The sequence below is a fragment of the Rhodophyticola sp. genome, from assembly GCF_965284195.1.
Classification (GTDB): Bacteria; Pseudomonadota; Alphaproteobacteria; order Rhodobacterales; family Rhodobacteraceae; genus Rhodophyticola.
Map to the genome: position 1 here is coordinate 25953 of NZ_CBDIRM010000001.1, position 19660 is coordinate 45612.

The 19660-nt window shown below is 62.5% G+C and carries 21 protein-coding genes; 5 read left to right on the top strand and 16 right to left on the bottom strand.

Annotated features, from left to right (window positions below):
- Positions 1–60: 60 nt before the first annotated feature.
- Both ccrA and ACQ651_RS00155 read right to left on the bottom strand, forming a co-directional pair.
- The gene (gene ccrA / locus ACQ651_RS00150; protein WP_227284611.1) at positions 61–1356 is read right to left on the bottom strand and encodes a crotonyl-CoA carboxylase/reductase; all 1296 of its coding nucleotides are present in this window, start codon (positions 1354–1356) and stop codon (positions 61–63) included.
- Positions 1357–1565: 209 nt separating this feature from the next.
- On the bottom strand, positions 1566–2954 hold the full coding sequence (locus ACQ651_RS00155; RefSeq protein WP_430447769.1) for a 1-acyl-sn-glycerol-3-phosphate acyltransferase: 1389 nt from the start codon (positions 2952–2954) through the stop codon (positions 1566–1568).
- A gap of 142 nt (positions 2955–3096) precedes the next feature.
- Between ACQ651_RS00155 and ACQ651_RS00160 the strand changes: the two genes are divergently transcribed.
- The 3 genes from ACQ651_RS00160 to deoD all read left to right on the top strand — a co-directional run bounded on the left by ACQ651_RS00160 (position 3097) and on the right by deoD (position 6210).
- The gene (locus ACQ651_RS00160; protein ID WP_430447770.1) at positions 3097–5061 is read left to right on the top strand and encodes a protein meaA; all 1965 of its coding nucleotides are present in this window, start codon (positions 3097–3099) and stop codon (positions 5059–5061) included.
- A gap of 123 nt (positions 5062–5184) precedes the next feature.
- A complete protein-coding gene (locus ACQ651_RS00165; RefSeq protein ID WP_227284399.1) occupies positions 5185–5496 on the top strand; it encodes an H-NS family nucleoid-associated regulatory protein in 312 nt (103 codons plus the stop codon).
- 9 nt (positions 5497–5505) lie between these two features.
- Entirely contained in the window at positions 5506–6210 is a 705-nt protein-coding gene (deoD, locus tag ACQ651_RS00170; protein WP_227284398.1) for a purine-nucleoside phosphorylase, read from the top strand.
- Between the two features lie 33 nt (positions 6211–6243).
- Here deoD and ACQ651_RS00175 read toward each other — a convergent pair whose 3' ends face one another.
- The 3 genes from ACQ651_RS00175 to ACQ651_RS00185 form a co-directional block, all read right to left on the bottom strand.
- Positions 6244–7416 carry a type III PLP-dependent enzyme gene (locus tag ACQ651_RS00175; protein WP_430447772.1) on the bottom strand — a complete coding sequence of 391 codons (1173 nt, stop codon included), beginning with the start codon at positions 7414–7416 and terminating at the stop codon, positions 6244–6246.
- A 223-nt stretch (positions 7417–7639) separates the two neighbouring features.
- Positions 7640–8476 (bottom strand): urea carboxylase-associated family protein, encoded by an 837-nt coding sequence (locus ACQ651_RS00180; protein WP_430447774.1) that lies wholly within the window; start codon positions 8474–8476, stop codon positions 7640–7642.
- A 194-nt stretch (positions 8477–8670) separates the two neighbouring features.
- Positions 8671–10305, bottom strand: coding sequence for an FAD-binding dehydrogenase (locus ACQ651_RS00185; protein WP_227284395.1), 1635 nt, complete (start codon positions 10303–10305; stop codon positions 8671–8673).
- A gap of 178 nt (positions 10306–10483) precedes the next feature.
- Between ACQ651_RS00185 and ACQ651_RS00190 the strand changes: the two genes are divergently transcribed.
- Positions 10484–10618: a hypothetical protein gene (locus ACQ651_RS00190; protein WP_286193232.1), complete on the top strand. Its 135-nt coding sequence runs from the start codon at positions 10484–10486 to the stop codon at positions 10616–10618.
- A gap of 304 nt (positions 10619–10922) precedes the next feature.
- On the opposite strand, the gene ACQ651_RS00195 is transcribed toward ACQ651_RS00190, so the two are convergent.
- The 7 genes from ACQ651_RS00195 to sdhC all read right to left on the bottom strand — a co-directional run bounded on the left by ACQ651_RS00195 (position 10923) and on the right by sdhC (position 15913).
- A complete protein-coding gene (locus ACQ651_RS00195) occupies positions 10923–11702 on the bottom strand; it encodes a succinate dehydrogenase iron-sulfur subunit (RefSeq protein WP_227284394.1) in 780 nt (259 codons plus the stop codon).
- Between the two features lie 83 nt (positions 11703–11785).
- Positions 11786–12583, bottom strand: coding sequence for a sulfotransferase domain-containing protein (locus ACQ651_RS00200; protein WP_430447776.1), 798 nt, complete (start codon positions 12581–12583; stop codon positions 11786–11788).
- 12 nt (positions 12584–12595) lie between these two features.
- Positions 12596–12877: a hypothetical protein gene (locus tag ACQ651_RS00205; protein WP_430447778.1), complete on the bottom strand. Its 282-nt coding sequence runs from the start codon at positions 12875–12877 to the stop codon at positions 12596–12598.
- Positions 12874–13218 (bottom strand): succinate dehydrogenase, encoded by a 345-nt coding sequence (locus ACQ651_RS00210; protein WP_430447779.1) that lies wholly within the window; start codon positions 13216–13218, stop codon positions 12874–12876. Before ACQ651_RS00210 ends, ACQ651_RS00205 begins: the two co-directional genes overlap by 4 nt.
- A 95-nt stretch (positions 13219–13313) precedes the next feature.
- Positions 13314–15122 carry a succinate dehydrogenase flavoprotein subunit gene (gene sdhA, locus ACQ651_RS00215; protein WP_430447781.1) on the bottom strand — a complete coding sequence of 603 codons (1809 nt, stop codon included), beginning with the start codon at positions 15120–15122 and terminating at the stop codon, positions 13314–13316.
- Between the two features lie 22 nt (positions 15123–15144).
- On the bottom strand, positions 15145–15516 hold the full coding sequence (gene sdhD, locus ACQ651_RS00220) for a succinate dehydrogenase, hydrophobic membrane anchor protein (RefSeq protein WP_227284390.1): 372 nt from the start codon (positions 15514–15516) through the stop codon (positions 15145–15147).
- 13 nt (positions 15517–15529) lie between these two features.
- Positions 15530–15913, bottom strand: coding sequence for a succinate dehydrogenase, cytochrome b556 subunit (gene sdhC / locus ACQ651_RS00225; RefSeq protein ID WP_227284389.1), 384 nt, complete (start codon positions 15911–15913; stop codon positions 15530–15532).
- 273 nt (positions 15914–16186) lie between these two features.
- Here sdhC and ACQ651_RS00230 point away from each other — a divergent pair, with 273 nt between their 5' ends.
- Positions 16187–16759: a hypothetical protein gene (locus ACQ651_RS00230; RefSeq protein ID WP_227284388.1), complete on the top strand. Its 573-nt coding sequence runs from the start codon at positions 16187–16189 to the stop codon at positions 16757–16759.
- A 12-nt stretch (positions 16760–16771) separates the two neighbouring features.
- Here ACQ651_RS00230 and ACQ651_RS00235 read toward each other — a convergent pair whose 3' ends face one another.
- The 4 genes from ACQ651_RS00235 to ACQ651_RS00250 are packed head-to-tail and all read right to left on the bottom strand — an operon-like array spanning position 16772 to position 19436.
- Positions 16772–17803, bottom strand: coding sequence for a MaoC family dehydratase (locus ACQ651_RS00235; RefSeq protein ID WP_430447782.1), 1032 nt, complete (start codon positions 17801–17803; stop codon positions 16772–16774).
- The gene (locus ACQ651_RS00240) at positions 17804–18007 is read right to left on the bottom strand and encodes a DUF1737 domain-containing protein (RefSeq protein ID WP_227284386.1); all 204 of its coding nucleotides are present in this window, start codon (positions 18005–18007) and stop codon (positions 17804–17806) included.
- Entirely contained in the window at positions 18007–18561 is a 555-nt protein-coding gene (locus tag ACQ651_RS00245; protein WP_227284385.1) for an NnrU family protein, read from the bottom strand. The genes ACQ651_RS00240 and ACQ651_RS00245 overlap by 1 nt, the downstream gene beginning before the upstream one ends.
- Positions 18561–19436: an HpcH/HpaI aldolase/citrate lyase family protein gene (locus ACQ651_RS00250; protein ID WP_227284384.1), complete on the bottom strand. Its 876-nt coding sequence runs from the start codon at positions 19434–19436 to the stop codon at positions 18561–18563. Before ACQ651_RS00250 ends, ACQ651_RS00245 begins: the two co-directional genes overlap by 1 nt.
- Between the last annotated feature and the right edge of the window lie 224 nt (positions 19437–19660).

Genomic DNA, 19660 nt, shown 5'->3' on the forward strand with positions numbered 1-19660 from the left:
TTGATGAAAAAAGGCCCGCGACCGGTATGGCGCGGGCCAGGTTTCGCACCTTGTTTCGTTTCAGCTGGCCGTGGGGCCGGCCTCCAGCACGTCCTCCAGCGTCCGCAAACCCGTGCGCGGGGCCTGTACCAGCACCGACATATTGCCGGGCTTGTGTTCGTTCCGCAGCATCTTGGTGTGCGCGTCGGGCAGTTCGGCCCAGGGGAAGACTTCGGACATGCACGGGTCAAGCCGGCGCTCGACCATCAGATTGTTGGCCGAGGCGGCCTGTTTCAGATGGGCGAAATGGCTGCCCTGAAGACGCTTTTGATGCATCCACATATACCGCACATCGAAGGTGCAGTTGAATCCGGTGGTGCCCGCGCAGATCACCACCATGCCGCCCTTCTTGCAGACCAGCGTGGAGACCGGGAAGGTCGCCTCGCCGGGATGCTCGAACACCATGTCCACGTTCACGCCCTTGCCGGTGATGTCCCAGATCGCCTTGCCGAACTTGCGCGCCTCGCTGAACCACTCCTTGTATTCCGGGGTTCCGACGGTGGGGAGTTGCCCCCAGCAATTGAAATCCTTGCGGTTGATGACACCCTTGGCGCCAAGACCGAGAACGTAATCGCGCTTGTCCTCGTCGGAGATGACCGCGATCGCATTGGCGCCTGCCGTTGTGGCAAGCTGGATCGCATAGACGCCCAGCCCGCCGGAGGCGCCCCAGACCAGCACGTTCTGCCCCGGCTTCAACTCGTGCGGATGATGGCCGAAAAGCATGCGGTACGCGGTGGCCAGCGTCAGCGTGTAGCAGGCGCTTTCTTCCCAAGTCAGGTGCTTGGGCCGCGGCATGAGCTGCTGCGCCTGAACGCGGGTGAACTGCGAGAACGCGCCATCGGGGGTCTCATAGCCCCAGATCCGCTGCGTGGGGGAGAACATCGGATCGCCGCCGTTGCATTCCTCGTCATTGCCATCGTCCTGGTTGCAATGCACCACGACCTCGTCGCCGACCTTCCAGTTCTTCACCTTGTCGCCCACGGCCCAGACGATGCCTGCGGCGTCGGACCCCGCGATGTGATAGGGTTGGCCATGGCCATCGAAGGGGCTGATCGGCTGGCCAAGCGCGGCCCAGACCCCGTTATAGTTGACGCCTGCGGCCATCACGAGAACGAGCACCTCGTTCGAATCGATCTGGTGGGTATCCACGACTTCCAGCTCAAACGCCGTGTCCGGGTTTCCGTGGCGCTCACGGCGGATCGCCCAGGCATGCATTTTGGCGGGAACATGGCCCATGGGGGGCATTTCGCCCATCTCGTAAAGGTCCTTCACCGGCGCCTCGTAAGGGGCCGCGGGGGCTTGGGTGTCCAGGGCCATCGTGCTCTCCGTCATGCTCAGTCCTTTGCGGGCAATGCCGCGCTGCGGAATCAATTGCTGCTCATGCGAGATTTATTTGCCGGTGCGCAAGAAAGCAACACGAAAGTATGATATTTCGTAATTTTATGTCGCATGTGCTGGGGTTGCCGGGGTGCGACGCCCCCGAAACTCCGGGCCAATCTGCGCCGGAGGGCCAGCACAGTCGGCGTTCACTCCGCGGCATCCTCCAGCGCCGGCCTGTCCAGCAAATGCGCCACCGACGCCGCATAAAACGCGACCAGTGCGGCACCTTCCGGGTTCAGCACGAAGCCGTCCGGCCCATCGCTCAGCATACCGCGTTCGATCAGCGCGCGCAGACCGACCTCGACCGTGTAGTCCAGATCGTTTCTTGGGATATGCACCGCCGTACCGCGGCTTTTGGCCTCGCTGACCTGGCGCCCGACCAGATCGCGAAGCTCGGCGCGGTTTCTGGCACCATCCCGCAGGCCATGGGCAACCAGAGGCACCGGAACGACGGGCATGACCTGCCCGATCCGCGCCATCAGTTCGACGCCCAGAGCGGCGGGGCGATCCTCGTGATCCAGCGCCATGAAATCGGTCAGGCTCAGGGGCGAACCAAAGCTGACGGCGGCGTAGCCATAGCGATGGAAACGCCCCGTGATGCGGTGCCATGTCTGCCGCCAGACGTAACGCCAGATCGGTTTCAGACTGAACCGGAAGCGGCGGGTGCCGTTGGCATGCGCCTCGATCAGGGTGCGGTCCTCCATGACCCGGTCGTAGTTCAGCGCCACGGGGACAAAAACCACGTCGCGGGAACTGCCGGGGACAAACCCGTCGAGAATGTAGGAGATCAGACCGAGCTTGGGTTTGCCCATGGCCCCGGTCTGGGACAGGCCCCCCTCGGGGAAAACGGCCTGGGTCACGCCTGCCTCGGTCGCCATTTGCACGTAGCGGGCCAGTACCTTGCGGTAGAGCGGGTTGTTGTGCCGTCGCCGGATGAAATAGCCCCCCATCGCGCGCACGAGTTGCCGAAGCGGCCAGACCCGGGCCCATTCGCCCACGGCATAGGCCAATGCGGACCGCTCCGCCGCCAACCATGTGACCAGCACGTAATCCATGTTCGAGCGGTGGTTCATGACGAAAATCACCGTGGCCTCGGGGTCGATTGCCTCCAGCGCGGCATCGTTGCCGTGAGCCAGCCTGACACGGTAGAGTGACTGGCTGAGAAACTTTGCGGCTCGGATCGCAAAGCCGAAATAGGCGAAGGCCGAAAAACCCGGAACGATCTCGCGCGCATAACGTTCGGCGGTCTGGGCGGCGACATCCTCGCGCATGCCGTTCGCCTTGGCATGCTCGACGATCGCGCGGGCGACCTGCGGGTCGTAGATCAGCCGCAGGACGGTATCGTTGCGGCGCGCGAGCTTGAAAGGCTGGATCGGTCGGGTCAGCCTTGTGTTCAACTGCTCCACCGCCCGCTCAAGGCGGCGGCGCAGGAACCAACGCACCGATGGCACAAGCACATTGTTCAAGGCCGCGACCGCTGCGAAGGCCAGGATCAGGATCAGGGCCCAGACGGGCAGTTCTACGGTCGCCATCATTGCAGGGAAGCCTGACAGGAAAGCCGCCTGCGCACAATCATTCCAAATGCCGCGACGCAGCGAATTGACATCGACATAAAGTTATCAATATATGCCCGTGAGCGGAAGAAAATTACCGCGTCTGATTCAGGAGGCCTGCCCCGTGACCGCCCAGAAAGACCGCCCCTGGCTTATCCGGACCTATGCCGGCCATTCCACCGCCCAGGCCTCCAACGCGCTTTACCGCGGAAATCTGGCCAAGGGCCAGACCGGTCTTTCGGTGGCCTTCGATCTGCCGACCCAGACGGGGTATGACAGCGACCATGAACTGGCTCGTGGCGAGGTCGGCAAAGTCGGTGTTCCCGTGGCGCATCTGGGCGACATGCGCACGCTCTTCGACCAGATCCCGCTGGAGCAGATGAACACGTCGATGACGATCAATGCGACCGCCCCCTGGCTTCTGGCGCTCTATATCGCCGTGGCCGAGGAGCAGGGCGCGGATATCTCCCTGTTGCAGGGCACGGTGCAGAACGACCTGATCAAGGAATATCTTTCCCGCGGAACCTATATCTGCCCGCCGAAGCCGAGCCTGAAGATGATCGCGGATGTGGCCGAGTATTGCTACACGCATGTCCCGAAATGGAACCCGATGAATGTGTGTTCCTATCATTTGCAGGAAGCCGGTGCCACGCCGGAACAGGAATTGGCCTTTGCGCTGGCCACGGCAACGGCCGTGCTTGACGCATTGAAGCCGCGGGTACCGGCGGAGGATTTCCCCGCCCTTGTCGGGCGGATCTCGTTTTTCGTGAATGCCGGGATCCGCTTTGTGACCGAGATGTGCAAAATGCGCGCTTTCGTGGACCTCTGGGACGAAATCTGCGCCGAGCGCTATGGCGTCGAAGATCCGAAATACCGCCGGTTCCGCTATGGAGTGCAGGTCAACTCCCTCGGCCTGACGGAACAGCAGCCGGAAAACAACGTCTACCGCATCCTGATCGAAATGCTGGCGGTCACACTCAGCAAGAATGCCCGCGCCCGCGCCGTGCAGTTGCCCGCCTGGAACGAGGCATTGGGCCTGCCGCGCCCATGGGATCAGCAATGGTCGATGCGGATGCAGCAGATTATGGCGTTCGAAACCGATCTTCTGGAATATGGCGATCTGTTTGACGGCAATCCGGTGGTCGCGGCCAAGGTCGACGCGCTGAAAGACGGAGCGCTTGCGGAATTGGCCAATCTGGAATCGATGGGCGGGACGATCGCGGCAATCGATTACATGAAAGGCCGGCTTGTGGAGTCCAATGCAGACCGCGTCAACGGGATCGAAAAGGGCGAGACGGTCGTCGTCGGTGTGAACAGGTTCACCACGACGGAGCCATCGCCCCTGATGGATGCCGATGGCGGCATCATGATGGTGGACGAGGCGGTGGAGGCCGAGCAGATTGCGCGGCTGAACGACTGGCGGAGTCTGCGCGATGCGGATGCCGTTGCATCGAGCCTCGATGCCCTGCGGCGCGCCGCAGAGAAGGGCGAGAACATCATGCCGCCGTCGATTGCGGCAGCGAAGGCCGGGGTGACCACGGGCGAATGGGCAGGCATCATGCGCGCGGTTCATGGCGAATACCGCGGGCCTACGGGCGTTTCGCGCAATCCCTCCAACAAGACGGACGGGCTTGACGAGATACGGCAGGCGGTGGATGCCGCCAGTGACCGGCTTGGCCGGAGATTGAAGTTTCTGGTCGGAAAGCCCGGATTGGACGGGCATTCGAACGGGGCGGAGCAGATCGCGTTCCGCGCGCGGGATTGCGGAATGGATATCGCCTATGAGGGCATTCGATTGACGCCGGAAGAAATCGTTTCAGCCGCAAAGGCCGGGGAGGTCCACGTTATTGGCCTGTCGATCCTGTCCGGTAGCCACGTTCCTCTGATCCAGGAGGTCATGACAAGATTGCGGGCCGAAAACATGGATCACATTCCGGTGGCCGTCGGGGGCATTATTCCGGAGGAAGACGCAGAGAAATTGCGGAGCTTCGGGGTGGCGAAAGTCTACACGCCAAAGGATTTCGAGCTCAATCGAATCATGATGGATATTGTTCACCTGGTCGACCCGAAGCCGGTCGCCGCCGAATAAACCCTGAAAAACATGGTCTCATAGGTCGAAACCTGCCTAAAAAGACATGTCCATAAATAGTTCCTATTGCATGCATGAGTGTACAGGCTTAGCACCAATGCACCAAAAATAGGGACACCCGAAATGACGAAGAAATTGAGTAACATGACGCGGCAGGAACTGCTGGACCTGCAAAAGGAAGTCGACGCCGCGCTGAAAGACTACGCGAAACGCAAAAAGAAGGAAGCCCTGGCTGCTGCGCAAAAGGCGGCACTTGAACACGGGTTTTCGTTGGACGAGGTTCTTGGCGGCAAATCCACATCCGGCCCGAAATCGCCTCCCAAATATGCCAATCCGAAAGATCCGAGCCAGACATGGACAGGTCGTGGCCGCCAGCCCGGTTGGATCAAGGAGGCGCTTGCATCCGGAAAATCTCTCGACGATATGGCGATCTGAGCGCAGAAGATGACCGTTCACATTGGGGCAAAGCCCGGAGAGATTGCCGAAACGGTTTTGATGCCGGGCGACCCGCTCCGGGCGAAATGGGCCGCTGAAAGGTTTCTGGAAAACCCCGTCTGCGTCAACGAAGTGCGCGGCATGCTGGGGTTTACCGGAACCTGGAAGGGCAATCGCGTCACGATTCATGGGTCGGGTATGGGGATGCCCAGCCTCTCGATCTATGCCAATGAGTTGATCCGCGACTTTGGTGCGCAAACCCTGATCCGCATCGGATCGGCGGGCGCCATGCAGGACAACGTCAAGATCCGGGATGTGGTGCTGGCGATGACGTCGTCCACGATGTCCACGCCATCGCGCGGGATATTCAGGGACCTGAGTTTTGCGCCATGTGCGGATTACGGGTTGTTGCAGGCGGCTTACAAGGCGGCCCAATCCAGGGGCAGCGCGATCCATGTGGGCGGCATCTACTCGTCGGACGTGTTTTACGACGAGCGTCCGGACCTGACTGAGCAGATGACCCGCCACGGTATCCTCGCGGTGGAAATGGAAGCGGCGGAGCTTTATACCCTTGCTGCCCGGTACGGCCGCAGGGCTCTGGCGGTTCTGACCATCTCCGACCACCTGATCACGGGCGAGGCGTTGCCATCGGAAGACCGGCAATCCAGTTTTGCCGATATGGTGGAGATTGCGCTGGAAGCGGCCTTCACCTGAGCAAAGGGCCCCGGTTTCGGGGCCCTTGCCATGTCAGATCACGATCACATCCAGCGGCGGGAACCCGTTGAAGCCCACCGAGCTGTAGCTCGACGTATAGGCCCCGCAATTGCGGATCACGATCCTGTCGCCGCTTTTGAGGCCGACAGGCAAGGCCACGGGGCGTTTTTCATAAAGCACATCGGCGCTGTCGCAGGACGGGCCCGCAAGGATGCAGGGGCCGGTGTCTTCATGGTCGCGATCGGTGGTGAACTGATACCGGATCGCCTCGTCGATGGTTTCGGCCAGACCGGAAAACTTGCCGATGTCGAGGAACACCCAACGGCAGAGGTCGTCATCGGATTTCCGCGACACCAGCAGCACCTCGGCGGCGATCACACCGGCTTCGGCCACCAGCCCGCGGCCGGGCTCGGCCATCACGCGGGGCGCGTCGCCGAAGCGGGCGCGAACCATTTGCATCACCGTTGCGGCATAATCGGTCGGGTGGGCGATCTCGTCGCCGTAGAAGGCGGGAAAGCCGCCGCCGATATTGAGAAGGCTCAAATCATGGCCTGCATCCAGCGCTTCGGCCCAGATTGCGGCCACCTGATCGAGCGTATCGGCCCACATCTCGGGTTTGCGGGTCTGGGAGCCCACATGGAAGGAAACGCCAACGGGTGCGAGACCCAGATCGCGGGTCATGTTCATCAGACGCACGGCCTTGTCGCGGCTGGTGCCGAATTTGCGGGTCAGCGGCCAGTCGGCGCCGGAGGCCTCCACGATAAGACGGATGTAAACCTGCGCCCCGGGTGCATTTTCCGCAATTTTTTCAAGCTCTTCTTCCGCGTCGGCGGCGAAGATCCCGATCCCGGCCTGATGCGCGAAAGCGATGTCCGACGCGCGTTTGACGGTGTTGCCGAACGAGATTTGCGCCGGGTCCGCACCAAGCGAGAGGCAGAGCTCGATTTCGCCCCGCGATGCGGCGTCGAAATGCGAGCCAAGCGCCACCAGACGTTCGATGATCTGGCGTGCCGGGTTCGCCTTCACGGCATAATGGATATCGGCGGAGGAGAGACCTGCGGCCAGCGCGTGATACTGCGCCTCGACCCGGTCGATATCGAGCACGAGGGTCGGTTTGTCGAAGCGGTTGGCTGCGACGAAGGCATCGAGGCGGGAGGAGGGTACGACGGCAGAAGCCGCCGAAAAATCGGCGTGGGTTACGTGCATTGGTCATCTCCATAAGACCCGGCCATTCCGGTGTCCCGGCGCAGACCGCTCACTTCAAAGGGAGACGTTACCGTCGCTACGTAACCGCGTGGGTGTTGAGCCCACCTCGACAGAGGCGCGTGCGTTGGCGTCTATGGGCGCCAAGTAGGACCGGGACGGATTCGATTCAAGGGAAATCTCGGGGTGATTTTCGCAATCCGGGCCCGTGGTTTTTGAGACACAGTCAGCGCCCGTGGGTCCGATCATACCCGTTGACCGGGGGAGGCGTGTAACCGGGTGTCGCCGCGCTGTCGAACACCTCGACCAGCAGCGGGAAACAGGGTGCCGTATCGCTGGAATGGGTCGCGCCGCAATCGCCGCCGGGGCACGCGGAAAGGGCGCCGACAAGATCTATTTCTGCCAGAAAATCAATGTGATCACCTGGCCGTACAGGGCTCGCTTTCATGAAGTACTGACCGGTATCGCGAGTGAAGCCGGTGCACATGAAAACGTTCAGGACATCGTGGACATGCGGCTCGGCTTCGGCAAGAGGGAGACCGGTTTCCTCGGCCAGCGCACGGGTAAGATTGGAGTGGCAGCAATGGTGATAGTGCCCGTCTGACAGCAGGTTGTGGGTATATGGGTCGCACCGGGTTCCGATCACGTCGTGAACGCCGCCGCCATGGGCATCAAGCCCGTACCAGCCCAGAGTATCCTCGACGATCGTCGCCATCGGGCGAAGATAGGGAAGGCTGGACCAGAGCCGGTCCCCGGTCGTTACATGGGTGCCGTGAAGCGCACGGGTCTTGCCGGAGAAAAAGCGTTCGGTCAGATCGGCGGCATTCCAGAGATTGAGGTCGCCAACCTGTGGGCCCTTGATGCTGGTGATGCGGAAGGTCTGGCCTGCCCTGACATGGAAGCTGCGCGCCTCGCGGGGAGGAACGGTCACCTCGTGCCGCTTCTGCAGCGTTTCGGTTGCCGCGCGCATCACCGCTGCGTCCGGCTGTGGGAGCGTATCGGTCGGATAGCAGATGACAGGAGCGATGGCGCGGCGTTGGGCGGCGTCTGCGGGCTCGGACATGGGTATCTCCGGGGTAAATGAGTCTATGTGCAGGTGATGCTGAGGGTTTTACAGGTTCCGGGTTCGGTTCCGCAAACCGCCGTCGGGCTGGGTGGCCGCCTCAAGCGGAGTTCGGCAAAACCGTTGCTTTCCGGGCTCACAAGGGGTTGTGGCAAGGCCGGGCATCCACGTTCTGCATCGCGACGTCCCGCCGGTCAGACATGCTCCCCCACAACCTTGCCGGAATAGATACACCCGCCCAGAAAGGTGCCCTCAAGCGCGTTATAGCCGTGGTAGCCGCCACCGCCGAAGCCCGCCACCTCGCCGGCCGCGAAGAGCCCGGAAAAGGGCGTGCCATCGGGGCGGAGAACCTGACCGCTGAGATCCGTATGCAGCCCGCCGAGCGATTTCCGCGTTAGAATGCTGAGACGGACGGCGATGAGGGGGCCGTTTTTCGGGTCGAGGATCGCATGCGGTTTGGCGGTGCGGATCAGTTTGTCGCCCAGATAGGCGCGGGCGCCGCGAATGGCGGTGATCTGGGCATCCTTGGAGACCGCGTTGCCCAGTTGCGCATCCCGTGCGGCGATCTGGTCGCGGATATGGGCGAGCCTGAGCGGGACTTGCGGAGTGATCCTGTTCATCCCCTCGACCAGCGTCGCCAGATCGGGGGCGACGACAAAATCCTCCCCATGCGTCTTGAATGCCTCAACCGCACGGGTCGCCCCCTTGCCAAGGCGTTCCTTCAGAACCGCCGACCATTTGCCGGAGGTCAGGTCCGGGTTCTGCTCAGAGCCGGAAAGGGCAAACTCCTTTTCGATGATCTTCTGGGTCAGGATGAACCATGAATACTCATGACCGGTGGCCATAATACGCTTGAGCGTGGCCAGCGTGTCGAAGCCGGGGAAGCAGGGCGCGGTCATCCGGTCGCCGTTTGCATCGAACCACATCGACGACGGGCCGGGCAGGATGCGGATGCCGTGATTGGGCCAGATCGGGTTCCAGTTGGCCAGACCCTCGCAATAATGCCACATCCGGTCCTTGTTGATGACCTGCGCGCCCGCCGCCTCCACCGTCTGCTGCATCTGTCCGTCCACATAGTCGGGAACGCCGGAAATCATCCTGATCGGCGGCGGCCCAAGACGCTCGCGCGGCCAGTAATCGCGGACGAGATCGTGATTGGCGCCGATGCCGCCTGTCGTCACGATGACGGTATCGGCGGCATAGTCGAAGGGCACGGCGGCCCGGCGGTTGGTGGGCGCCCCGCGGGGCGCCGGATCGTCGACAAGAATGTCGCCCTCTACGCCTTTCAGCAGGCCCCCTTCGAGCGTGAGCCCGGTGACCCGGTGGCGGAAATGCAGTTCGATCCTGGGGTGGGTTCGGACGCGTTCGGCATAGGGTTTCACCACACCGGTGCCGGTGCCCCATGTGACGTGAAACCGCGGGATGGAATTGCCGTGACCGGGGGCAAGCGATCCGCCACGTTCGGCCCACCCCACCACCGGAAACCAGCGCATGCCCAGATCATGCAGGTAACCGCGCATGGGGCCGGCGGCGAAATCCAGATAGGCATCGGCCCATCTGCGGGGGTTTTCATCCTCGGGCCGGTCGAAGCCCGCCGCCCCGAACCAGTCGGCCGCCGCCAGATCCCGGCTGTCCCTGAGGCCCATTCGCCGCTGTTCGGGCGTGTTCACCATGAACAGCCCGCCAAGCGACCACCAGGCCTGCCCGCCAAGCGATTGCGGGCCTTCCTGATCCAGAATGGCGACCTTGCGGCCACGTTCGGCCGCGTGAAAGGCGGCCACAAGGCCAGATAGACCCGCACCGATGACGATTGTATCGACCTTGATCATGGTTCCGTCTCCTCCGCCTTGGGAGTGTAAACCGGGTCATCTCCACTTGTCCCGCGCCGACGTTGCGTCGCGTTGCACGGGCCGCATGGCAGCGTTGTGCAGATACGCGGTGCTCAAATCGCGATCCGCACGTATCTTCGATGCAAGGGAGGACAGAGCTGACCCAGAAGAGGTTGATATGTCCAAACGTGAGACTGAGCAGAAGAGCGACGAGGCCCTGAAATGTCTGGAAGACGCCTGGGCCTATTACACAGAGTTGCCATACCCTGTGGATAAGACCCCGGAATACTACGAATATGTGAAGGCGGCCTGACGCAAGGCGCGCTTGCCGGAGGGGTTTGAGCAGGAGGATCGCCTTCATGCAGGGGGCGGTCCCTTTGCCTTCCGCCGCCGCCTGACGAGGGCGGATGCGGCATCTTTGCCCCGTGCAGGTTGCCGCGGCGAGGACTGCCCCGGCCCTCACGGAGTTCGGCGCTGCGCCGGACGTCTGCGAAATCCCTTTCCGGCGATACAGATCACACCCGGCCAGCGCATGATTGGCGCGTCCGGATACGTCGGCCCCCGGAGAATGATTGCCGCCGCACATGACCGCGGCCCTGCGAGATACCGGCCCGGGATCAGTGCGCCCGTTCCACCATCATCTGCTTGATCGAGGCAATCGCCTTGGCCGGGTTCAGACCCTTCGGGCAGGTCTTGGTGCAGTTCATGATCGTGTGGCAGCGGTAGAGTTTGAACGGATCTTCCAGATCGTCCAACCGCTCGCCCGTGGCCTCATCGCGGCTGTCGATGATCCAGCGATAGGCATGCAGCAGCGCGGCGGGCCCGAGATAGCGGTCCCCGTTCCACCAGTAGGACGGGCAGGACGTCGAACAGCAGGCGCACATCACACATTCATACAACCCATCGAGTTTTTTGCGGTCATCGATAGATTGGCGCCACTCATGTTCAGGATTTTGGGTCTTGGTCTCCAGCCAAGGCATCACTGCGGCGTGTTGGGCGTAGAAATGGGTGAGATCGGGGATCAGGTCCTTGACCACGGGCATGTGGGGCAGGGGGTAGATCTTCACGTCGCCCTTGATCTCGTCCATGCCGTAGATGCAGGCCAGCGTGTTGATCCCGTCGATATTCATCGCGCAGGAGCCGCAGATCCCCTCGCGGCAGGAGCGGCGGAAGGTCAGCGTGGGGTCGATCTCGTTCTTGATCTTGATCAGCGCGTCAAGAACCATGGGCCCGCAGCTGTCCATATCGACGAAATAGGTGTCGACACGCGGGTTCTCGCCATCATCGGGGTTCCAGCGATAGATGCTGAACTTCCGCACATTCGTGGCGCCCTCCGGCTTGGGCCAGGTCTTGCCCGTGCGGATGCGGGAGTTCTTGGGGAGCGTCAGTTCAACCATGGTTGTCTCCGGTTCCTTGTACGAAGGATAATATGTCCTGCCATGCGCGTTTGCCAGCGCTGGCAGATGAAAGGGTGATGAGGTCAGGCATGATGCATCTCCGCCAGCCAGCGGGTCGGATGGGGTTCATAGCCGAGGCGGACCAGCGCCGCGCCATAGCGTTCCGCATATATCTCGGCCACACGCCGGGGCAGGGCCTGCCGCCACTGGTCGGGGCGCCCTGACATGATATGCGCATCGACCCGTTTGGCCCGCGGCGTCGCCCCGGAAAGTCCGCCGAACAGGCTGTGTTTCCAGAAGACCCGCCTGCCCAGGGCCGTTTCCTCCTCCGAAAACCCGAGAAAGCTGAGGGCTTCGACGAACCGCTGACAGCTGGTGTCGCGGATCAGCTCTTCGTAGCGCATCTCGACCGCGTTGGCGCGCGTGTAGTCCCATGCCAGCATCTGGTCGAGCGTTTCGCGGTGCTTGTGTTCCATTTCGAACAGTAGCCGCTCCTCGTCATCCGGCAGGTTCTGCAAATGCTCCTGATAACTGCGGTTGTTCAGTTCCGGCCGCGGGCGATGCAGGAATTTCTCGTCCCGGGTGACAGAGCGCAGATGATACCGCATCCCCGAGACAAGCACATCGCGGGGGTCGCGGATCAGATGCAGAATCCGCGCATCGGGCCTGTCCATGACCGGCTTGGGCAGTTTCGAGGACCAGTTGTACAGTATAGCGCGACCGGCGTCGCAATGCTTGCCCTCGTGCCAGTTGGCGAAGCCATAGACAAAGGCCAGCTTCAACCGCCGGGCGATGATCCGGAACACGCGGCGCATCCAGATCGTGCCGGTCTTGTGATGGGTGCCGATGCAGATGAAGCGAGGCTCGATAAGCTCTGTCATGCCGGGCCGCGCTCAGAGGATCAGGGGCCGGGTCGGACCGGCGCCTGTAAGCTGACGGAAGCAACGGTCATAGACCAGTTGCGGATCGCGCCCGGCCAGGTAGTCGGACGTGATCCCGACCTCAAGCCGGGCGGTCGGCCCGCCCGATCCCACGCCGACGCCGATGCTGCCCGTGGGCCCCGCCGCGGCACGGGCGCGTTCGCTGCAGGTCTGATAGGCGCGTTCGGGCGACATCGGCCCGCAGGCCGCCAGCAGAGTGAGGACGGCGAGGGCAAGGTGCGGTCTCGGCCTCATGCGAACTCCTCTAGGGAGACAAGCGCGTTGCGGCTGATGCAAAGGACCGTATCGGGACGCTGCAGAATGCCGGAGACGGTGCGGCTGGTCTGCTCGGTCACGCCGGTGATGGCGGCGCCGGCCACGATGAGGATTTCCTGCGCCGAGGCGTTGTCGATCACGCAATCGGTCACCGGCGTGGCATCGATGCCGGGAAACCGTTCCGCGACCACGTCATTCACCACGCCCCGCGCCTGATCGCGGGCGATGATGTCGGCAGTGCCCTGCGCGATGTTGCAGGCGGCCAGCGTGGTGAGCATCATCGCCAACCCCAGATGGCGGAGAGCTGCGGACAGGCGCACGGGGGCTGCTGCCTCCGCCCGGGATGCCGGCGGCGCCGGTTCATCTCTGTCTCCCATGGGCCTGGTTCGGAGTGGCATCAGCTCTGTGTCTCTCCTCAATACACGCGCGCCTTGGGCGCGATTTTCTTCATGTCGATCCCGCCCTCGTTATGGCCGAGAAGCGGGTTGAGATGCACCGGGCGATAATCCAGGGTCGTCTTGCTGCCATTGACCACGGCAAGGCTGTGCTTGCGCCAGTTCTCGTCATCCCGGTCAGGATAATCCTCATGCGCATGGGCGCCACGGCTTTCCTTTCGCGCCTCGGCGGCAACGATCGTGGCCAGCGCGTTGGGCATCAGATTGGTCAGCTCCAGCGTTTCCATCAGGTCGGAGTTCCAGATCAGGCTCCGGTCGGTGACGTGCAGATCGTCGATCTTGGCCGCAATGGCCTCCATCTTGGTCACACCCTCGGCCAGCGTCTTGTCGGTGCGGAACACCGCGGCATCGGATTGCATGGCCTGCTGCATCTCCAGCCTCAGCTCGGCGGTGGGCGTGCCCCCGTCGGCATGGCGGATATCGTCGAACCGGGCGATTGCCTTGTCGAGCGAAGCCTGGTTCAGCGCCGGGTTCGACGCGTCCGGGTCCACCACTTCGCCTGCCTTGATCGCGGCCGCACGGCCGAACACCACGAGGTCGATCAGGCTGTTGGAGCCAAGCCGGTTCGCCCCGTGCACCGAGGCGCAGCCCGCTTCGCCCACGGCCATCAGGCCCGGCACGATCGCATCGGGGTTCTTCTTGGTCGGGTTCAGCACCTCGCCCCAGTAATTGGTCGGGATGCCGCCCATGTTGTAATGCACCGTCGGCAGAACCGGGATCGGCTCTTTCGTCAGATCCACACCGGCGAAGATGCGCGCGCTTTCGGAGATACCCGGCAGGCGCAGGTCCAGTGTCTCCGGCGGAAGATGGTTCAGGTGCAGGTGGATATGATCCTTGTTCTCGCCCACACCGCGCCCTTCGCGGATCTCCATCGTCATGCAGCGGGACACCACATCGCGGCTGGCAAGATCCTTGTAGGTCGGCGCGTAGCGTTCCATGAACCGCTCGCCTTCGGAATTGGTCAGGTAGCCGCCTTCGCCGCGCGCGCCCTCGGTGATCAGGCAGCCCGCGCCATAGATGCCGGTCGGGTGAAACTGCACGAATTCCATGTCCTGAAGCGGCAGCCCCTGCCGCGCCACCATGCCGCCGCCGTCGCCTGTGCAGGTATGGGCCGATGTGGCCGAGAAATAGGCCCGCCCATAGCCACCGGTGGCTAGCACCGTGGTCTTGGCGTTGAAGACATGCATCGTGCCGTCTTCCAGCTTCCAGGCGACGACACCCTGGCACTGGCCATCCTCGGACATGATCAGGTCGGTCGCGAAATACTCGATATAGAATTCCGCGTTGTGCTTGAGGCTCTGGCCATAAAGCGTGTGCAGGATGGCGTGCCCGGTCCGGTCGGCGGCGGCGCAGGTGCGTTGCACCGGCGGGCCCTCGCCGAACTCCGTCGTATGGCCGCCGAAGGGACGCTGATAGATCTTGCCCTCTTCCGTGCGGGAAAATGGCACACCGTAATGCTCCAGCTCGTACACGGCCTTGGGCGCCTCGCGGGCGAGGTATTCCATCGCGTCCGTGTCGCCCAGCCAGTCGGACCCTTTCACCGTGTCGTACATGTGCCACTGCCAGTGGTCCGGGCCCATATTGCCAAGCGAGGCCGCGATGCCTCCCTGCGCCGCGACAGTGTGAGAGCGGGTCGGGAACACCTTTGAAATGCAGGCGGTCTTGAGGCCCTGCTCTGCCATGCCAAGGGTGGCCCTGAGGCCGGAGCCGCCAGCGCCCACGACGACAACGTCGTAGGTGTGATGGGTGATATCGTAGGAAGCCGTCATGTCTGAAATTGCTCCTGTCTGCTCAGAGCGCGATTTTTGCGATGGCGAAAAGGCCCGTGGCGGCAAGGCCATAGCTGATGAGGGTCATGGCGATGATGGCCAACCTGCCTGCCGGGCCATGCACGTAATCCTCGATCAGCGTGGTGACGCCCAGTCGGAAATGATGAAAGCCCACGATCAGCATCAGGGCGGTTACGATGGCGGTGAACGGGCGCGAGAGCCCCGCGATGACCTCCGCATGAGGTTCGCCAAGCAGCGGGCCGACCGAGAACAGGAAGATCGGGGTCAGGATCAGAAGGGCGATCGAGGTGACCGTCATCGAATAGAAATGCTGGGTGCCGCTTCTGGCGGAGCCGAGCCCCTCGACGCGCTTGCGGTCGGTCAGAAATGCCATGTCTGTTGCCCCCCTAGATTGCGATGATGGTGAGAAAGGTGAACGCGACCGACCCGATGATCATGCCCCAGCCCATCTTGTCGGCGGTGTCCACCTCAAGACCGTAGCCCTGATCCCAGATCAGGTGGCGAAGACCGCCGAGCGCATGATACCAGAGCGCCCAGACCGATCCGAGCATCACCAGATCGCCCAGGACCGAGGTGATCAGACCGTCGACCGTGGTGAAGTAGCTTTCGCCGGTCGCCGCGGCCAGAAGCCACCACACGATGAGCAGCGCGCCCACCAACAGGGCGTTGCCGCTGATCCGCACCAGAATCGAGGTGATCGAATTGAGTTGCGGCCGATAAATCGTCAGGTGCGGGGACAGAGGCCTGTTGCCCCGGTTCACGTCTGCCATGGCGGACACCCTTTCAGGTTGAGCTTGGACTGTTTTCGTCACGACAATGCATAGCGGGTTTTTTGCCGCTGTCACGTGGTGCGACGTTGAAAATGCGCCCAATTCTGGGTCCTAACGCCGCAGCGCCCCTTCTTGTGATCACAGTATCGTGGGCCGTGATCACAAAAGATATCTCCCAAAAGTGTCCAAAGGCACTCTCGTTTTTGCCTCAGAACTGCCTTATTGGGGACCTAGCCACGTCGATGATTTAGTGTGACAGGTTGTGAGGAATAGATGGTGCGACATAAACTGGCTTTTACAGTCGACAGGGATCGGGCCCAGTTGCTGGCCTGGATGGTGGAATGCCCGGATCCGAATCTGTGGCACGAGATCGTGGTCGGCCTGGATCTGACCACCGGACTCGGACTGGACTCGGCGCTCTGGATCGTTCAGCAGCCCGAATGCGACATGGCCACCGCAGCCGCGGCCCTCGTCCGGCTTGAGGCCTGGGAATACATCATCGTGCCGACCGAAAAGAAGCGCTATGCCGACGCGCGTATCTTCGAGATTGCGCGGGCGGTCTGCATGCGGTCGCAGACTGACGGATATCAGCGCAATCGCATCGGCTGGGATCACAGCCGCCTGCATCATTCGCCCAAGGTCCTCTTGCACCATATCTACGCCTTCTGCGAACAGAAGGGGCTGGCGCATGACCAGACCTATCTGCCCATTCCGGTCAGCTTGCTGTCGGGTGATTTCGACAAGGCGCTTCCGCTACAGGAGTATATCGCCGATGAATCCGGCCTGACCCATGTGTCGGCGCTTGATCCGGTGACGCAGAAGGGGATGGGGTACACGCTCCACTGAGCGTCCCGGTCCCTATTCCGGGACCAGGGCCCAGTAATCCAGATCCAGCAGGATGTCGGGCAGATACCTGCCATCCTCCCCCTTCAATGTGCCGGCGGCGCCACCCTTCGTTGCGACCAGCCGCAGGCGAAGCGCGCCGACGCTGGGAGCGGAGGTTTCGGCCTTGTCCAGAACTTCGGACCATGCCCTGACCGTATCGCTCGCAAAGGCCGGGTTGGCATGGGCCCCGGCATTGATGCCGGCGATCATTTGCGCGTTGGCCAGCCCGTTGAAGCTGAGCGCGCGGGCAAGGCTGATGATGTGGCCGCCATAGATCAGGCGCTTGCCATCCTCCCGCGCAGTCGCATCGAAATGCACCTTGGCCGTGTTCTGCCAGAGCCGGGTGGCCATCATGTGTTCGGCCTCGCTGAGCGTGACACCGTCCACATGATCGATCACCTCGCCGATCTGATAATCCGACCAGCGATGCGGCTCTCCGGCAAGATCGAAATCATAATGGGAAAAATCCAGCCCTTCGGGGATGAACAACGTGTCGGGCGGGACAACCGGGCTCGGTTCGGGCAGATGGGTTTCGGGCGCGGGCGCGTCGGGATCGCGTTTGCGCACCATCACCCAACGGATGTAGTCCAGCACGATCGTTCCGTGCTGGTTCACACCTTCGGTCCGCACGTAAACGACACCGGATTTGCCGTTTGAGTTCTGTTTCAGGCCGATGATCTCCGATCTGCCGCGCAGCGTATCGCCAGGCCAGACCGGCACGTGAAACCGCCCCTCCGCATATCCCAGGTTCGCAATCGCGTTCAGGGAGATGTCGGGCACGCTTTTGCCAAAGACCGTGTGAAACGTGATCAGATCGTCCAGGGGGCTGGCATGAAGACCCGAGGCGCGGGCAAACTCGTCGGATGAATGAAGCGCGTGCCGCGCCGGATAAAGGGCGTGATAGAGCGCCCTTTCGGCTCCCTGAAGCGTGCGCGGCGTGGCGTGGTCTATGACCTGCCCTAGACTGTAATCCTCGAAGAAATTGCCGGAACCGGTTTTGGGCATTCAGAGATCTCCGAGTTTCAGGGCGGAGGTGTAGGTGCCGTCGACCTCCTTGGTTACAGCCTGCCCGCAGCGCATGACGCCGCGGGCTGCATCGAACGCATATGTCGGCGGGCCATACAGAACCCAGCCTGCGTTCAGCGCCTCGCTCACCTTGTGGCAGAAGGCCGACGTGTCGTCTTCGGAGAGGAAGCGATAGATCTGCATCAGGCCGGGAACGGGTAGTAGCCAAGCCAGCTGTGGATGAACGCCACGACAACAAAGGCCACCAGCCCCGCGACGAAGGCCAGCCCGTCGTTTTTGAGCGATGCATTGGCCGGGCGTTCCCATGTGGGTTCGGCCTTGTTGATCATGATCACGCTGCCCACGGCCCAGCCCAGCAGACCGCCGAACAACAGGATCGAGGCCAGATCGCCATTCACCAGCAAATGCGAGATGGCCCAGGTCTTGGTCGCCGTCAGTTGCTTGTGGCGAATGCGCGCCGAGATCGTTCCCTGGATGACGCTCAGCGCGAAGAGCCAGAACGCGATGACCATCAGCAGGTTCGCCACATGGATCAGGAAGAACGGGGGGAACCAGACATTCACATAGGCCGCGCTGCGGTAGCCGATCACCATCAGGACGATGCCGGCAAGGATGCCAAGCGCGACCAGACCTTTGCCGGGATCGCCCATGGCCGCACGCCGGGCGGGCATCAGCCGCTTGAACCAATGTGATCCCATGAACAGCGCGAGGCCGAGGATGAGGAGGATGTAACCCATTATGCTTGCTCCAACTTGCTGATGGCTGCCGCCTTGGCCAAGGTGGCCCTAGCGCTCTCCACATGCAAGTTCTCCACGATACGGCCATCCACGACGGCCACGCCCTGCCCGGCGGCCGTGGCCGCATCGAAGGCTTCGATCTGGCGGCGCGCGAGGTCGATCTCCTCCGCCGACGGGGCGAAAGCCGCATTCGCGATGGCCACCTGCGCGGGGTGGATCAGGGTTTTGCCGTCAAATCCCATGTCGCGGCCTTGCCTGCACTCGCGGCCGAGCCCCTCGTCGTCCTTGAAGGCGTTATAGACCCCGTCGACACATACGAGGCGATGGGCGCGGGCGGCCAGCAGGCAGAGCTGAAGCGCGGTCAGAAGCGGTTCGCGGTCCGCATGCTGCCGGGTGCCCAGATCCTTGGCCAGATCGTTTGTGCCCATCACGAAGCCCGCCATGCGCGGCGCAGCGGCGATCTGGGCGGCGTTCAGGATGCCGAGGGGCGTTTCCATCATCGCCCAGATCGTGGTTTGCGCCGTTTCCGCCCGGGCGTCCAGCCGGGTGGCAAGAGCCTCGATATCGGCGGCAGAGTTGACTTTGGGAAGCAGGATCGCCTGCGGCGAGATCGCGGCGATCGTGTCGAGATCCTGCGCGCCCCAATCGGTATCGAACCCGTTGATCCGGACGATCTGCGCCCGCGGATCATATCCTGCGGCGGCCAGTGTCTCGGCCAAGAGCGTTCGCGCGACGGCTTTCTCGTCGATGGCGACCGCATCCTCAAGGTCGAAGATGATGGCGTCGACAGGCAGGGAACGGGCCTTGTCCAACGCGCGCGGCTTGGAGCCGGGGATGTAAAGAACCGAGCGGTAGGGGCGCGCGCGATGATCCATGGGAAGCCTTTCGATCCGTGTCGGACTGGCAAGAATCATGCCTGCCGCGCGAACGCAAGTTCCGTTATGCCGCAGCATGGCGAAACTATGTTGCGCCGGAACCCGCTATAATTCCGGCTCAGCTGCGGGATCCTGTCACGGTCGGATGACGGTTTTTCCCGGGAGTTAACGGAATTTTTGTCATCTTTTCCGATACAGGACAGATGGCGCCCGAACCTTCGGGC

Coding starts and splice junctions, on each gene's coding strand:
- ACQ651_RS00230 (WP_227284388.1), top strand. CDS start 16,187: ATGGTGCGACATAAACTGGCTTTTACAGTCGACAGGGATCGGGCCCAG.
- ACQ651_RS00240 (WP_227284386.1), bottom strand. CDS start 18,007: ATGCAGATCTATCGCTTCCTCTCCGAAGACGACACGTCGGCCTTCTGC.
- ACQ651_RS00205 (WP_430447778.1), bottom strand. CDS start 12,877: ATGAGGCCGAGACCGCACCTTGCCCTCGCCGTCCTCACTCTGCTGGCG.
- deoD (WP_227284398.1), top strand. CDS start 5,506: ATGACCGTTCACATTGGGGCAAAGCCCGGAGAGATTGCCGAAACGGTT.
- ccrA (WP_227284611.1), bottom strand. CDS start 1,356: ATGGCCCTGGACACCCAAGCCCCCGCGGCCCCTTACGAGGCGCCGGTG.
- ACQ651_RS00235 (WP_430447782.1), bottom strand. CDS start 17,803: ATGCCCAAAACCGGTTCCGGCAATTTCTTCGAGGATTACAGTCTAGGG.
- ACQ651_RS00155 (WP_430447769.1), bottom strand. CDS start 2,954: ATGATGGCGACCGTAGAACTGCCCGTCTGGGCCCTGATCCTGATCCTG.
- ACQ651_RS00190 (WP_286193232.1), top strand. CDS start 10,484: ATGTCCAAACGTGAGACTGAGCAGAAGAGCGACGAGGCCCTGAAATGT.
- ACQ651_RS00245 (WP_227284385.1), bottom strand. CDS start 18,561: ATGGGTTACATCCTCCTCATCCTCGGCCTCGCGCTGTTCATGGGATCA.
- ACQ651_RS00180 (WP_430447774.1), bottom strand. CDS start 8,476: ATGTCCGAGCCCGCAGACGCCGCCCAACGCCGCGCCATCGCTCCTGTC.
- ACQ651_RS00195 (WP_227284394.1), bottom strand. CDS start 11,702: ATGGTTGAACTGACGCTCCCCAAGAACTCCCGCATCCGCACGGGCAAG.
- ACQ651_RS00250 (WP_227284384.1), bottom strand. CDS start 19,436: ATGGATCATCGCGCGCGCCCCTACCGCTCGGTTCTTTACATCCCCGGC.
- sdhD (WP_227284390.1), bottom strand. CDS start 15,516: ATGGCATTTCTGACCGACCGCAAGCGCGTCGAGGGGCTCGGCTCCGCC.
- ACQ651_RS00175 (WP_430447772.1), bottom strand. CDS start 7,416: ATGCACGTAACCCACGCCGATTTTTCGGCGGCTTCTGCCGTCGTACCC.
- sdhC (WP_227284389.1), bottom strand. CDS start 15,913: ATGGCAGACGTGAACCGGGGCAACAGGCCTCTGTCCCCGCACCTGACG.
- sdhA (WP_430447781.1), bottom strand. CDS start 15,122: ATGACGGCTTCCTACGATATCACCCATCACACCTACGACGTTGTCGTC.
- ACQ651_RS00165 (WP_227284399.1), top strand. CDS start 5,185: ATGACGAAGAAATTGAGTAACATGACGCGGCAGGAACTGCTGGACCTG.
- ACQ651_RS00200 (WP_430447776.1), bottom strand. CDS start 12,583: ATGACAGAGCTTATCGAGCCTCGCTTCATCTGCATCGGCACCCATCAC.
- ACQ651_RS00185 (WP_227284395.1), bottom strand. CDS start 10,305: ATGATCAAGGTCGATACAATCGTCATCGGTGCGGGTCTATCTGGCCTT.